The organism is Curtobacterium flaccumfaciens (assembly GCF_018598405.1).
In the GTDB taxonomy this organism is placed as follows: Bacteria; Actinomycetota; Actinomycetes; order Actinomycetales; family Microbacteriaceae; genus Curtobacterium; species Curtobacterium aurantiacum.
Genome location: NZ_JAHEWS010000028.1, coordinates 1 through 14,492, shown reverse-complemented (window position 1 = coordinate 14,492; position 14,492 = coordinate 1). Strand labels below are relative to the sequence as shown.

Here is a 14,492-nt window from a genome sequence, read left to right as displayed (position 1 = left end):
CGCGGTGGTGGGCCGCGCCCCCGGGGGAAGTCGCTCCCCGCCGGGCGCCACGCGATCGGGCGCGCCGGGCCCGCACGGGGAACGACGTCGGGTGCTGTGTCGCGACGACGGGGACGAGCCCCGGAACGTGATTGCCGCGTCCCGACGATGGTATGCAGCGGGGTACGCCCCGACAACCCCAGCGTGTCCCCACTTCGGGGGACCGAGTGCGACGGGTCGTGCCACGCGCGGGTGTGCGTCGGGTCGAGAGTGGCGCGGTCCTCCTGTATGGTGGTCGCAGCGCTCGCGAGAGTGCTTGGAGACGTCGCATAGTCCGGCCGAGTGCACCACCCTGCTAAGGTGGAGTCCCCTTTGAGGGGACCGAGGGTTCAAATCCCTCCGTCTCCGCGCGACGATGAACCCCGGTCCGATCGGACCGGGGTTTCGTCGTTTCTGGCACCCGAAGCGCTCGCGTCAGACGGTCGCGATGCTCCCCGTCGTCGTGGTCCGGGCCCCCGCGCGACCCCGACGCACCGCGCCCATCGCCACGAGCGTCAGCACGACTGCCGCCAGGGTGATCCCCGACCCCGCCCAGATCGGCGACGTGTAGCCGAGCCCGGCGGCGATGGTCAGGCCGCCGATCCAGGCCCCGAGCGCGTTGCCGAGGTTGAACGCGGCGATGTTCGCCCCGCTCGCCAGGGTCGGCGCGTGGTCGGCGTACTGCATCACCCGCGTCTGCAGGGCCGGGACGGTCGCGAACCCGAACGCCCCCATCAGCACGAGGGCGATCACGGTGAGCACGGGCGAGGTCGCGACGAGGGCGAACACCGCGAGCACCACGGTCAGCACGACGAGCACCACGAGCAGCGTGCGGTCGATCGAGCGGGCCGCGAGCTTGCCGCCGGCGAAGTTGCCGACGAACAGCCCGATGCCGAACACGATGAGCAGCCACGGGACCGCCGACGACGGGAACCCGGACACCGAGGTCAGCGTGTACGCGATGTAGGTGAAGGCGCCGAACATCCCGCCGTAGCCGAGCACGGTCATGCCGAGCGACAGCCAGACCTGCCCGGACCGGAAGGCGCTGAGTTCGCGGGCGAGGGACGGGACCTCGGTGGAGCGGACTGCGGGGACGAGGACGAGCACGCCGATCAGGGCGACGACGCCGATGGCCGCGATCGCCCAGAACGTCGCACGCCAGCCGGCGGCCTGGCCGAGGAAGGTGCCGAACGGGACGCCGAGCACGTTCGACGCGGTGAGTCCGGTGAACATCAGCGCGACGGCCGAGGCGCGCTCGGACCGCTCGACCATGTTCGCGGCGACGACCGAGCCGATGCCGAAGAACGCTCCGTGGCACAGGGCTGCGATGACACGGCCGGTCATCATCACGCCGTAGGTCGGGGCGATCGCGGACAGGGTGTTGCCGACGATGAACAGCACGAGCAGCCCGAGCAGGACGGGCTTGCGGGGGAGTCGGGTGGTCGCGGCGGTGAGCCCGAGGGCTCCGACGATGACCGCCAGGGCGTACCCGGTGACGAGCCAGCCGGCGGTGGTCTCGGTGACGCCGTAGTCGGCCGCCACCTCGGGTAGCAGGCCGGTGATGACGAACTCGGTCAGGCCGATGCCGAATCCGCCGAGTGCGAGGGCGATGAGTCCCGCGGGCATGGATGTCCTTCCGTTGTGGAGCTGTGCCGCGTACGCTTGTTGTTGCAGACGCGGGATATCGATAGTTGCACACGCGGGGTATCCGCGCAAGCAACTATCGTCGTCTGCACCGACCGAAGGAGCCCCGATGTCCGTCGACGACACCTCGACCGCCGTCCGCGCACACGGCTGGCGCACCCTGGCGGCGCTGCACGGCCTGATCGAGACGCGCCTGGAGCGGGCGCTCCGCCAGGTCGACCTGTCGGTCGTGGAGTTCACGGTGCTCGATGCCCTGCGCCGTCAGGACGGTTTCCACATGCGCATGCAGCAGCTCGCCCGCGCCGCAGCGCTCAGCCCGAGTGCGACCACCCGCCTGGTGAACCGGCTCGAGGAGCGCGCCCTGCTGACCCGCGTCCTGTGCGCCGACGACCGTCGCGGGCTCTACACAGAACTCACGCACGCCGGGCAGGCCCTGCTCGAGCGTGCGACACCGATCCACGCCGAGGCGCTCGAGGGTGCCCTCGCCGAGGCGCACGAGGTCCCCGAGCTCGCCGACCTGGCCGAGTCCGTCGAGCGGCTCGAGGGCGCGCGCGTCTGACCTCGGGTCACCTCGCACACGGCCTGGAGGCGCGGCGCACCTCCGCCCCGCCGGCACCGGCCCCGGGGTGGTCACCACTCAGGCGCGCGGCGGCCCCGTCGTCGACCGCACGACGAGCGTCGGTGGCACGAGCGTCCGGAGGGGATCCGCCGGAGCCCCAGCGGGCGCGCTGATCCGCTCGACCAACCGCGCAGCCGCCAGGCGCCCGACCTCGTCGTTGTGCGGGTCGACCGTCGTCAGGCGCAGCAGGGGTGAGGCGGCGAGCGGGGTCTCGTCGTTGCCGATCACCGAGACGTCCTGCGGCACGCGGAGTCCGGCTTCCTGCACGGCGGCGATCGCGCCCATCGCCATGACGTCGTTCGCGGCGAACACCGCGGTCAGGTCGGGGTGCTCACGGAGGGCGAGTCGCATGCCCTCGTAGCCGGTCGTCTCCGAGGTCGGGCCGGAGCCGTAGACCAGCGGCTCGATGCCGGACGCGACCAGCTGCGCGACGGTGGCCTGACGGCGGATGGCAGCCGGGCCTCCCGAGCCGGTGACGTGGGCGATGCGGCGGTGACCCAGGCCGATCAGGTGATCCGCTGCCAACCGCCCGCCGGCGGCTTCGTCGGAGGCGACCACGTCGAGTCCGCCGGGGACGTCCTCGCGCGCGCCGGCGATCACGACCGGGGTGTCCGCGGGGACGACGACGTCGGGGAAGCCCTCGGCGGCGAGGACCACGCCGTCGACCCGCAGGGAGACCAGGTCGTCGAAGGGGGAGGAGTCGAGGTGGGCGTTGGCGCGGGTGTCGGCGAGGGTGAGGCGGAGGCCGTGTGGGGCGAGGGCCTCGCGGATGCCGTCGAGCATCGGGACGTACCAGGGGTTCCGGAAGTCGTCGACGATGACCCCGATGGTGCGGGTCCGGGTGCCGGCGAGGATGGCGGCGGCGCGGTTCGGGCGGTAACCGAGCTCCGCGACGGCGGCGAGCACCGCGGAGCGGCGGGCGGGGGAGACCCCGGGGTCGTCGCGCAGCACCATCGACACCAGGGACTTCGACACGCCGGCACGTGCGGCGACGTCGATGATCGTCGGCGGGCGAGGGGACACGCTGAGCCTTTCCGGCACGGTGCTTGACAGGACATGGGCTACTGCGGCTACAGTCTACCGACACGTTCTGGAACGTTCCAGAGCGGATCCCAGCGAGCTTCTCGAAGGAGAGAACATGAGCGACAGCATCGGCGTCGCCGTCATCGGTGCGGGCATGGCGGGCAAGGCCCACATGGCTGCGTGGCGGAACGCACCCTCCCTCTTCACCTCGACGCTGCCGCCGGTCCGGCTCGTCTCGGTCGGCGACGTCTACGAGCCCCTCGCCGCCGAGGCCGCACGGCGCTTCGGCTACGAGCGGCACGACACCGACTGGCGGGCCATCGCGGCAGCGGACGACATCGACGTGGTGAGCGTCGTCGTCGCGAACACCCTGCACCGCGAGATCGTCGAGGGGCTGCTCGCCGCCGGCAAGCACGTGCTGTGCGAGAAGCCGCTGTCCGACTCGCTCGACGACGCCCGGGCGATGGCGTCCGCGGCCGCCGAGGCCGAGCAGCGCGGAGTCCTCGGTCGCATCGGCTTCACCTACCGCCGGGCTCCCGGGCTCGCCGCGATCAAGGAGCTCGTGGAGGACGGCACGCTCGGTCGGGTCCTGCACGTCTCCGGCCGGTACTGGACCGACTACGGCGCCTCGCCCGACGTCCCGTTCTCGTGGCGCTTCGCCGGCGAGCCGGGGTCCGGAGCGCTCGCCGACGTCGGCTCGCACCTGTCCTACGTCGCCGAGTTCCTGGCCGGTCCGGTCCGGAGCGTCAGCGGTGGGACGTTCACCACGTCGATCACCGAGCGCCCGATCGCCGCGGGGCATGCGCTCCGCGGGCAGGCCGTCCCGCTCACCGGTGAGACCGCGACGGTCGGCAACGACGACTACGCCACCTTCAGTGCACGGTTCGGTGACGGCACGGTCGTCGGGTCGCTCGAGGCCTCGCGCGTCGCGGCCGGGCACCCGAACGGGCTCGTCATCGAGGTGTTCTGCGAGCGGGGGGCCGCCCGCTGGGACCAGGAGCGTGCGTCCGAGATCGGCCTCGCCCTGCGGTCCGACGGCTCGCGGCTCGGTGGGTACCGCCAGGTCGTGCTCGGCCCCGACCACCCCTACGTCGCCGGAGGGATGGCCATGGACGCCCCGGGGGTGGGCTGGGGGCAGAACCAGATGTTCGAGTACCAGGCGCGGGCGTTCCTCGACGAGGTCGTGGGGCTGTCCGGTGCGGTGCTCGACCCCCTGCCCGCGAACGCCACGTTCGACGACGGCGTGCACAACATGGAGGTCCTCGACGCGGTGGCACGGTCCGCCGCAGCCGGCGGAGCCACACAGACGATCACGGAAGCAGTCAACGCATGAAACTCGGTCTCTACAACGCGATCCTGCACGACCGGCCCCTCGCCGACGCGCTCCGGGTCATCGCGGCCAACGGGCTCACCGGCATCGAGCTGAACACCGGCGGGTTCCTGCCCCCGGTGCACGTGCCCGACATCGACGCGATCCTGCAGGACGACGGGGCGCGTGACGCGTTCCTCGCGCAGTTCGACGGGACCGGCGTCTCGATCGCCGGGCTCAACTGCAACGGCAACCCGCTGCACCCCGACCCGTCGATCGGTCCCGCGCACGCCGAGGACGTCCGGCGCAGCATCCGTCTCGCCGCCCGCCTCGGCCAGGACCGCGTCGTCACGATGTCCGGACTGCCGGCGGGAGAGCCGGGCGGCACACGGCCGAACTGGATCGTGAACGCCTGGAACTCCGCCGCGCTCGACGTGCTCGAACACCAGTGGAGCATCGCGGTGCCGTTCTGGCAGGAGATCGACGCCCTGGCCCGGGAGCACGGCGTCAAGGTCGCGCTCGAGCTGCACCCGCAGAACCTGGTGTTCAACCCGGCGTCGATCCGCGAACTCGTCGAGCGCGGTGGCCTGACGAACGTGGGCGTCGAGCTCGACGCGTCGCACCTGTTCTGGCAGCAGATGGACCCGGTGGCGGTCGCCCGCGACCTCGGTCCGCTGGTGTTCCACGCTGCCGCCAAGGACGTCCGGATCAATCCGCACGCGGCGATCAACGGGGTGCTCGACAACTCGTTCCGCCGGTTGTCGCCCGACGAGCCGCGCACGAACCTCGGCGGCGACGAGTGGGCGAACGAGTGGCCGAAGCCGTCGGCGTGGGACTTCGTCGCGCTCGGCAAGGGGCACGACGAGGCGTACTGGTCGACGTTCCTCGAGGCCCTGCGATCCATCGACCCGGACATGTGGGTGAACATCGAGCACGAGGACACCGAGCTCGGTCGCGAAGAAGGGGTCGCGGTCGCCGCGCGCGTGCTGCGCGCTGCGGACGCGGCGTTGCCGCCCCGGCCCTGACGACCGACACCTGTCCCGGACACTGCCTGGAGGCCGTGGGCCGTTCCGCGCACCGGTGACGGATCACGTGTGGGTGGGCCGTGCCTCCCGGCCCCACCACGCGCGGATCGGCCACCGATGCGCGGAACGACCAGTCCGTGCACCCGTACCGGGTGCTGTCACCGGCCCGAGGTAGCATGCACGACACCTGTCCTCTGACGATGGAGCCCTGCGTGCCGGAACCGACCGATCCCGCCTTCCCGCTCGAACACGTCCGAGCGGTGGGCGACGACATCGTGGCCTCCGTCGCCACGGTGATCGACGGCAAGGCGGAAGCCATCCGCACGGCGCTGACGGTCATGCTCGCCGAGGGACACCTGCTCGTCGAGGACGTCCCCGGGGTCGGCAAGACGGTGCTCGCCAAGGCGCTCGGTGCCTCGGTCGGCGGGTCGGTGAACCGCATCCAGTTCACCTCGGACATGCTGCCGTCAGACGTGACGGGCGTGAACATCTTCGACCAGTCGTCCAGCACCTTCCGGTTCTCGCCCGGCCCCGTCTTCGCGAACGTCGTCATCGGTGACGAGATCAACCGGACCAGCCCGAAGACCCAGTCGGCCCTGCTCGAGGCGATGGCCGAGTCGCAGGTCACCGTCGACGGCGTGACCCGGCAGCTCGACCGCCCGTTCATGATCGTCGCGACGCAGAACCCGATCGACATGGAGGGCACGTACCCGCTGCCCGAGGCACAGCGCGACCGCTTCATGGCGCGGATCGCGATGGGGTACCCGAGCGTCGACGCCGAGCGGCAGATGCTCGCGAACCGCGGCGGCAGCGACCCGCTGTCGCGCCTGCGCCCCATCGTCGACGTCACCACGCTGCGGGCGATCATCGAGACCGTTGCCGGGGTGCACATCGCCCCCGACGTCGAGGCGTACATCATCGCGATCGTCCGGTCGACGCGCACCCACCCCGACCTGGTGCTCGGCGCGAGCCCCCGCGCGACGCTGCACCTGGCCCAGGCCGCCCGCGCGCACGCCGCCCTGCTCGGCCGCCCGTTCGTCACCCCCGACGACGTCGCCACGCTCGCCCCGATCGTGCTCGCGCACCGGCTCGTGCCGGTCGCTCGCGGGCTCGGCGGCACCGGTGAGGACACCGTGCGCGAGATCGTCGTCCGCATCGTCTCGGACACCGCCATACCGTTCACGGCCACCCCCGTCCGCTCCTGATGGCCGGTCCATCGGCGCCGTGGTCGCTGCTGCGGCGCGTCGGTGCCGCGCGGTCCACGGCGACGCGGTTCGGCCGCCGCGGACTCTCCCTGGCCCGCCGCACCCCGTTCCCGCGTCCGACGATCCGGGGCTGGACGGTCATCGCGATCGGCATCGGCCTGGTCGGCGGCGGCCTGGTCGGCACCACGAGCGTCGCGGTCTCGGCCGGCCTGCTGCTGCTCGTGCTGGTCGTGCTCGGCATCGTGATGGCGTTCGTCGTCGCGACCCCGCTCCGGGGCAGCCGCAGCACCGCGCGCGCGATCGTGCAGGTGGGCGAGGTCTACCGGGAGCGCATCACCCTCGGCAGCACCAGCCTGCCGATCGGGCCGCGGGCGACGCTGCTCGTCCGCGAACAGCTGGAGGACGCCTTCGCCAGCCTGGCCGAGGCGGAGACCTACGCCGAGGTCGGCCCCGGGGTCCCCCCGGCGGTCCTCGACGTCGAGGCGCTCGCGATGCACCGTGGCCGCTCGCTGGTCGGGCCCGTGACGATCCGGGTGGAGGACCCGTTCGGCCTGCTCCGGATCGACCGCCCCGTCGTCGCCGCCGAAGAGGTCGTGGTCGTGCCGGCCTCGGCGCCCCTCGGGGCGATCGACGCCGGTGCGCTCGCCGGTGCCGTCTCCGCCGACGAGGGGCGGGTCGGACAGGGCGGCTCCGCCGACGACAGCGAACTCCGTCCGTACCGACCGGGCGACCCGATCCGCCGGGTGCACTGGGCGCAGAGTGCGCGCCGCGGTGAACTCCACGTCCGCCAGACCACGCAGGCCCAGCCGCCCGAGGCCGTGATCGCGCTCGACGTCCGTCGCGAGTCCTACCAGCGGCTCGGGCGTGAGGACCTCGCCGAGATCTCCGACCTGGGCGGCGACCAGGCCTTCGAGCACGCCGTCGTGGTGGCTGCCAGCGTCGCCCGCGCCCTCGCCGCCCGGACCTCACGCGTCGTGCTGGTGTTCGACGGCCCGGACGGCAGCACCCGGCACGCGGGGGACGTCGGCGGCCTCACCGACGTGCTCGTCGGACTCGCCGACGTGCGCCTGCGGTCGGAGGCGCGCGAGGTCACCGACGTCCTGCCCGAGGTCCGCGGGCGCGACGTGCACGGCATGACCGCCGTCGTCACGGGCAACTGCACCGCCGAGCAGGCCGCCGAACTCATCAGCGCGACGAGTGGCTCGAGCCGCGGGATCCTGGCGACCATCGTGCCGCCGGACCCTGCCGTGCGGGGCATCCTCGACCGCGGCGGCTGGCGGACCCTCGTCGTCCCGGTCGCCGGTGCGACGCCGTCCGGAGCCGCGCGGTGACCGGGGTGAGCGCTCCGGCACGTGGGCGTACCGACGTTCGCGAGATCCTGGACCGCGACGACGACCTGCGTGACGTGCCGAGTGCCTGGGTCGTCGCACTCGCCCCGGTGCCGGTGCTCCTCGCCGCGCTCGCCATCCGCCCGCTCGTGCAGGGCATCGCCTGGTGGGCCTCCGGTGTCGTGGTCGTCGCCGTGCTCGTCGCGGTGATGCTCGCGGTCCGGCGTCAGACGCCCGGTGTCCGCTTCGTCTTCCTCGTCGGGACGGTCATCGCCTGTTCGTGCGCCGCCGCACTGGTCAACGACATCCAGCCGCTCGGGTGGCTCGACGCCGACGGAGCGCTGGGGCAGACCCTCGCCGCGATCCGGCTGAACCCGGCGCCGCTGCCGCAGACCGACGCGATCCGGCTCGTCGTCACCGCGTCGATCGGCTGGGTGGCGGCGGTCTCGCTGTTCCTCGCCGCCATCGCGCGGATCCCGTCGCTCGCGGCGGCCCCGGCCCTCGTCATCCTGATCGTGCCGGGTGTCATCACCGGGCAGCCCGCCGGCACCCCGCTCGTGATCACCACGGCTGTGGCGTTCCTCGCCCTGCTCTGGCTGTCCGTGCGCCCGGTGCAGCGAGCACTGCCGGCCGCGGTCGTCGGGGCGATCGGGCTCGTCGTGGCCATCGGACTGCCGACGATCGTGCCGCTCAACGCCAGCTGGTTGTCCGGCGTGACCGGTGCGATCCAGTCGCCGATCCAGCCCGGCCGGCCCGGCACCCTGCTCGAGCTCGGCGACGACCTGCGCCGACCGAGCGAGCTCGAGGTGTTCCGGTACCGGTCGTCGGACGGGCAGCCCGAGTACCTCAAGCTCGCCGACCTGGACGAGTTCGGCACGGGGGACTGGGTGCCGACCGTGACGAACGCGGCCGAGGCCGACACCGCCGACGAGCAGCAGTGGGCCGAGGGGGTCAACCCGCGCCTGGCGAGCCGCGGTGACGTGACCGTCCGGATCACGGGGCTGTCGAGCACCTACCTGCCGGTGCCGTCGGGTGCGGTGTCGATCGAGTCGCAGTCCACCAACCTCGACCTGTCGCAGTGGCGGTGGATGGGGAACTCGAGCACCGTCCGGTCGACCGGTGCCGCGACGGCCCGTGGCGCGATGTACGAGGCCTACGGGGCCTCGACCTTCGCCAATGACTACCTCGACGCGGTCGCCGCCTCCGGGGTCCTCGCCCGCTCCGATGGTCGTGGATTCCGGGAACCGAGCCGGGAGCAGCTGCGCACCGACCTCGCCCTGCCCGACGACCTGCCCGCGAACATCTCGTCCGCCGCCACCCGCGTGGCCGCAGCCGGCACCGACGACTACGGGCGTGCCCGGGCGCTCGAGCAGTGGTTCCGTAGCGACCTGTTCACCTACTCCGAGACCGCTCCGGTAGAGCAGGGCTACGACGGCGACAGCATGGACGTCGTCTCGACCTTCCTGCGGGTCCGCGACGGGTACTGCGTGCACTTCTCGTCCGCCATGGCCGTGATGGCCCGGACCCTCGGCATCCCGTCCCGCATCGCGGTCGGGTACCGCGCGGGATCGCCGCAGCCCGACGGCGAGTACGCGGTGTCGAACCGGCAGCTGCACTCCTGGCCCGAGCTGTACATCCAGGGCGCCGGCTGGGTCGCGTTCGAGCCGACGCCCGACTCCGACGAGGCTGCCCCGTCCGAAGAGCCCTCGGCCTCGCCCACCGCTGCGGCGCCGGAGACCCCGTTGCCGGCGCCGGAGCAGACCACCCCGGCGGAAGAGTCAGCGTCGCCGACCCCCTCGGCGTCCCCGGTTCCGGGTGCCACGGGTGCGTCCCGCACCGGCGGCGGAGGTGGCCCCGTCGGGCTGCTGGTGGGGTTGCTGCTCGTGCTCGGCGTCCTCGTCGCCCCGGGCCTCGTGCGGGCCGTTCGCCGTCGGTCGAGACTGTCGGCGATCGCCGCCGGCCGGTCACCCGCCGTGCAGGCCTGGCGTGAGCTGCTCGACGACGTCGCCGACCACGGGTACGCGCCGGGCATCGCCCCGCCGGGAGACGCCGCCGCCGTGGCCCGGACTGCCAGAGCCGTGCTCGGACGCCTGCGTCCCGGGTTGCCGGCATCGGTCCTGCCGCACCTGGAGGCCGCGGTCGATGCGGTCGACCGCGAGCGCTTCGCCGCCGACGGGGTGGCGTCGGTGGACAGCACGGCGTTGGGACGACACGTCCGCGAAGCTCGTGACGCTCTCGACGCCTCGGTGCCCACCCTGCGGGTCGTGCGGTCGCGCCTGCTGCCGCCGAGTCTGCTGCCGTCGTCCGCCTGGTCCCACGACGGACCGAAGCCCCGCCGTCGGGATCGCCGCCCGGCCTGACGCGGGCGCGGTCCGGCGGCTGGTACACGGTGCGAGGTTCGTCGGGTGGTGCGCGGGTGCTCGCTCGGTGCGGGGCTGTAGGCGTGCACGGGGCGGTCGAGTGGGCACGGGGTCGCGAACCTCGCACGGTGCGGGCTCCGTTGGGCGATGGCACGGCGGGTGTTGCACGGTGCGGGGTTCGTCGGGTGGTGCGCGGTTGCTCGCTCGGTGCGGGGCTGTTGGCGTGCACGGGGCGGTCGGGCGGGCACGGGGTCGCGAACCTCGCACGGTGCGGGTTGGTCGGGTGGCGGCTGGGCCACGGTGCGCGGTTCGTCGGGTGGTGCGGGTTGGTGGTTCGGTGCGGGGCTGTTGGCGGGCACGGGGCGGTCGGGCGGGCACGGGGTCGCCAACCTCGCACGGTGCGGGGTTGGTCGGGTGGCGGCTCGGCGGGTGTTGCACGGTGCGAGGTTCGTCGGGTGGTGCGCGGCTGGTAGCTCGGTGCGGGGCTGTAGGCGTGCACGGGGCGGTCGAGCGGGCACGGGATCGCCAACCTCGCACGGTGCGGGCTCCGTTGGGCGATGGCTCGGCGGCTGGTGCACGGTGCGGGGTTTGTCGGGTGGTGCGCGGTTGGTAGCTCGGTGCGCGGCTGTAGGCGTGCACGGGGCGGTCGAGCGGGCACGGGGTCGCCAACCTCGCACGGTGCGAAGCCCCAACCGCCACAACGCCCCAGCCGCCGCCTACGCCCGCCCCAGCCGCCGCCCGCGGCCGCGCCCCAGCATCAGCGCCGGCGGATGACCGCCTCGAGCAGCGTCGCGATGAGCTCACCCGGGTCCACCCCGGGCAGCGCCGGCGCATCGAACACCAGGCCGACGTTCGCCCCGATGAGCAGAGTCGCGAACTCCTCCGGGCTCATGCCGACGTCGACCTCGGGGTGGGCGCCGAGCCACAGCCGCACGAGCTCGAGCACGCCGTCCTGCAGGATCCGGCGCTGGCGGATGAACTCGGGCAGCAGCTCCGGGTGCCGCACGGCGTACCCGCGGAACGCCGACAGCAACGCGAACTGCTCACTCTGGTCGTGCTGCCCGAACGCGGCGCGCAGGACGTCCCCGACGTCGACGGCTGCGATGTCCGCGTGCACGAGATCCTGCAGTGAGCCGAGCACCACGTTCGTGGACCGTTGCATGACCTGCGCGAGCAGGTCCTCCTTCGACGAGAAGTTCGAGTAGACGGCGCCCTTGCTGAACCCCGCGCGCGCTGCGACGTCGTCGAGTCGCGCCCCGTAGACGCCCTGTTCCGCGAAGACCTCGGCACCGGCGGCGAGCAGACGTTCTCGGACCTCGGCCCGCGGGATGCGCGGGGTGGGGGAGGCGTCGTCGCTCATCGGTTCCTGTTTCGGCCGTGCCGTGGTGGGGAGACCTGCCGCGCCGCGCGTCTGATCCCGCGCGGCATCAGCGAAGCCCCCATCCCCACGTCTGCTCGGAACCGGCGCGTTCGGGTCGCGTCGGTGCTGTGCGGACAGCGTTCACCGGGATGTTGCCCGGCAGAACAGCCAGGACGATACCCGGCGGTACTGATCGTAGCGTCGCGGGGCCGCGGATGACAGCCCCTCAGTCCTCGTGCTCTTCCCGGACACTGCCGGCACCGGTCCGTCGGCCCGGACGGCGGAGCAGCCGGAGTGCGTCCGGTCGCAGGCTCCGACCCCGCCGGAGCAGCGAACCGAGGGTCGACTTCGGCTGCCAGTCGCGGCCGTTCGGCAGCCCCCAGCCGCGGCGGACCGCACCCCAGCGCAGCCCGAGCGACAGCGTGATCGCGAGCAGGATGCCGAGCGAGGGCGAACCGAGTGCGGACGCGATCACCATCACGGCCGACGCGGCGACGGCCACGGTGGCGTACAGCGCGTTCCCGCCGAACACCGCCGGCACCCGCCGCAGCAGCAGGTCGCGCATCGCGCCGCCGCCGACCGCGGTGATGGTCCCCATGATGATCGCGGCGGGCCAGTCGAGTCCGGCGTCGTAGGTCCGCTGCACGCCCACCACGGCCCAGAACCCGATCACGGCGGCGTCGAGCACGGTGAACAGCCGGTCCCACGTCACCTCGGAGAACGACACGAGGAACGCGACGAGCGCCCCGGCGACGGCGACCGGCACGTACAGCGGGTCGACCAGCGCGACGGGTGGTCCGTTCTGCAGCAGGGTGTCGCGGAGCATCCCGCCGCCGAGCCCGGAGACGAACCCGACGACCAGGAACCCGAACAGGTCGAAGTCCATCGCGCGGGCGATGGAGCCGCCGAGCAGGGCGGACGCGAAGACCCCGGCCAGGTCGAGCACGTTCGTGACCGACGCCAGACCGTCGACGGACAGCAGGTTCATGAGAACCATCAAACATCACGTCGAACGACTGGCGGGCCGATCCGCGGTTAGGTTAGCCTCACCTTCGTCATGCTCGCCACCCTCGTCATCGGCCTCCGCGAAGGCCTCGAAGCCACGCTCATCGTCGGCATCATCGCCGCGTTCCTGCGTCGCAACCGTGTCCCGCTCGCCCCCATGTGGTCCGGCGTCGGGCTCGCGGTGCTGCTCAGCATCGCCGTCGGCTTCGGGCTGCAGGCCGTCGAGCAGGCGCTGCCGCAGGCCCAGCAGGAGGGCATGGAGGCGGTGATCGGCATCGTCGCCGTCGTCTTCGTCACCGGGATGATCGTCTGGATGCGCACCCATGCGCGCACCCTGACCACCGACCTCGAGGCGAGCGCGACCGCCGCACTCGGCCGCGGCACCGCCTGGGCGCTGGCCGGCATGGCGTTCCTCGCGGTCCTGAAGGAGGGCTTCGAGACCTCGGTGTTCCTGCTCGCCACGTTCCAGGCGACGTCGGACACCGGCCTCGCCGCCCTCGGGGCCGTGATCGGCATCGCCGCGGCGGTCGTCGTCGGCTTCGGCATCTACACCGGTGGCGTCCGCCTCAACCTGTCGCGGTTCTTCACCGGCACCGGGGTCTTCCTGGTCTTCGTCGCGGGCGGCCTGGTGCTGACCGTCCTCCGCCGCGCGCACGAGGCCGGCTGGATCGTCATCGGCCAGCAGCGCACCGTCGACCTGTCGTGGCTCGCCCCGAACGGCTCGGTGCAGGGCGCCCTGGTCACCGGCGTGCTCGGCATCCCGCCGGACCCGCGCGTCATCGAGGTGCTCGGCTGGGTGCTCTACGTCGTCCCGGTGCTGGCCCTGACCCTCTGGCGGCGCGCCTGGCGTCCGTCGCCGGACCGCGTGCCCCGGGTGCGCGCGGTCGTCGCCGGTGCACTCGCCGTGGCCGCAGCGGCGCTCGCGATCGCCGTGCCGACGGGCGGGGTCGACCTGCCCCGCACGACCGCGGTCAGCGGTGACGCCAGCTCCGTCTCCGCCAGCGTCGACGGTGCGTCCGGCGTCCTGCGGGTGGCCGGCACCGGAACCGGCCAGGAGGCCCGGATCGCCCTGCCGACGTCGGCCCACCGCCGCGTCACCCGCGCGGGCGTGGCCGCCGACCGGTGGCGCGTCGTGCAGGACGGCGCCGGCTCGCGCACCGGCAGCGCAGGCGACGACCGTCCGTCGACGCTCACGCTCGACGACCTCGTCACCCTGTTCGGCCGCCTCCCCGTCGGGGTGTCGCCGTCGACGAACCCCGGCCCGTTCGCGGCCCGCTGGGCCGTCCGCGACACCGTCACGCTGTGGACGGTCCGGGGCGGGGTCCTGGACGCCACCCGCGACGAACGGGACGTGCTGACGCTGAGCGGTGGGGGCCTCCCGTCCGCGCGCACCACGACCCTGGACCGCACCGTTTGGTCCGTCCCCGACGCCCGCGTCGAGCGGTCGGCCGCCGCGGTGGCCGCCGCGGACGCGCGGTCCGCCGAGCTCCTGCTCTGGAAGGCCTGGCTGCCGATCGCCCTCGGCACAGCGGCCGCCGCGCAGGCGCTGCTCGCCCTCCGTGACCGCCGTCGCCGGCGGCTCCCCACCACCCCCAC

The 14,492-nt window shown here is 73.2% G+C and carries 11 protein-coding genes and 1 tRNA gene; 8 read left to right on the top strand and 4 right to left on the bottom strand.

What is annotated here, in order from left to right; translation table 11 throughout:
- Positions 1-297 precede the first annotated feature (297 nt).
- Positions 298-387, top strand: a tRNA-Ser gene (locus KK097_RS15305).
- Between the two features lie 66 nt (positions 388-453).
- Here the strand turns inward: KK097_RS15305 and KK097_RS15300 are convergent.
- Positions 454-1,644: an MFS transporter gene (locus KK097_RS15300; RefSeq protein ID WP_214545331.1), complete on the bottom strand. Its 1,191-nt coding sequence runs from the start codon at positions 1,642-1,644 to the stop codon at positions 454-456.
- 127 nt (positions 1,645-1,771) lie between these two features.
- Between KK097_RS15300 and KK097_RS15295 the strand changes: the two genes are divergently transcribed.
- Positions 1,772-2,221 carry a MarR family winged helix-turn-helix transcriptional regulator gene (locus tag KK097_RS15295; protein WP_214531207.1) on the top strand — a complete coding sequence of 150 codons (450 nt, stop codon included), beginning with the start codon at positions 1,772-1,774 and terminating at the stop codon, positions 2,219-2,221.
- 78 nt (positions 2,222-2,299) lie between these two features.
- On the opposite strand, the gene KK097_RS15290 is transcribed toward KK097_RS15295, so the two are convergent.
- Positions 2,300-3,304, bottom strand: coding sequence for a LacI family DNA-binding transcriptional regulator (locus KK097_RS15290; protein WP_214545330.1), 1,005 nt, complete (start codon positions 3,302-3,304; stop codon positions 2,300-2,302).
- Between the two features lie 115 nt (positions 3,305-3,419).
- Here KK097_RS15290 and KK097_RS15285 point away from each other — a divergent pair, with 115 nt between their 5' ends.
- The 5 genes from KK097_RS15285 to KK097_RS15265 all read left to right on the top strand — a co-directional run bounded on the left by KK097_RS15285 (position 3,420) and on the right by KK097_RS15265 (position 10,531).
- Positions 3,420-4,637, top strand: coding sequence for a Gfo/Idh/MocA family protein (locus tag KK097_RS15285; protein WP_214545329.1), 1,218 nt, complete (start codon positions 3,420-3,422; stop codon positions 4,635-4,637).
- Entirely contained in the window at positions 4,634-5,638 is a 1,005-nt protein-coding gene (locus KK097_RS15280) for a sugar phosphate isomerase/epimerase family protein (RefSeq protein ID WP_214545328.1), read from the top strand. The genes KK097_RS15285 and KK097_RS15280 overlap by 4 nt, the downstream gene beginning before the upstream one ends.
- 200 nt (positions 5,639-5,838) lie before the next feature.
- Positions 5,839-6,843: an AAA family ATPase gene (locus KK097_RS15275; protein WP_250893375.1), complete on the top strand. Its 1,005-nt coding sequence runs from the start codon at positions 5,839-5,841 to the stop codon at positions 6,841-6,843.
- The gene (locus KK097_RS15270) at positions 6,843-8,174 is read left to right on the top strand and encodes a DUF58 domain-containing protein (protein ID WP_214545327.1); all 1,332 of its coding nucleotides are present in this window, start codon (positions 6,843-6,845) and stop codon (positions 8,172-8,174) included. The genes KK097_RS15275 and KK097_RS15270 overlap by 1 nt, the downstream gene beginning before the upstream one ends.
- Positions 8,171-10,531 carry a transglutaminase TgpA family protein gene (locus tag KK097_RS15265; protein WP_214545326.1) on the top strand — a complete coding sequence of 787 codons (2,361 nt, stop codon included), beginning with the start codon at positions 8,171-8,173 and terminating at the stop codon, positions 10,529-10,531. The genes KK097_RS15270 and KK097_RS15265 overlap by 4 nt, the downstream gene beginning before the upstream one ends.
- Positions 10,532-11,288: 757 nt before the next feature.
- Here KK097_RS15265 and KK097_RS15260 read toward each other — a convergent pair.
- Together KK097_RS15260 and KK097_RS15255 are read right to left on the bottom strand one after the other, a co-directional pair.
- Positions 11,289-11,891, bottom strand: coding sequence for a TetR/AcrR family transcriptional regulator (locus KK097_RS15260; RefSeq protein WP_214531726.1), 603 nt, complete (start codon positions 11,889-11,891; stop codon positions 11,289-11,291).
- A 226-nt stretch (positions 11,892-12,117) separates the two neighbouring features.
- On the bottom strand, positions 12,118-12,879 hold the full coding sequence (locus tag KK097_RS15255; protein ID WP_214545325.1) for a trimeric intracellular cation channel family protein: 762 nt from the start codon (positions 12,877-12,879) through the stop codon (positions 12,118-12,120).
- Positions 12,880-12,948: 69 nt separating this feature from the next.
- Between KK097_RS15255 and efeU the strand changes: the two genes are divergently transcribed.
- The coding region (efeU, locus tag KK097_RS15250; protein WP_214545324.1) for an iron uptake transporter permease EfeU at positions 12,949-14,492 on the top strand (1,544 nt) is incomplete at its 3' end.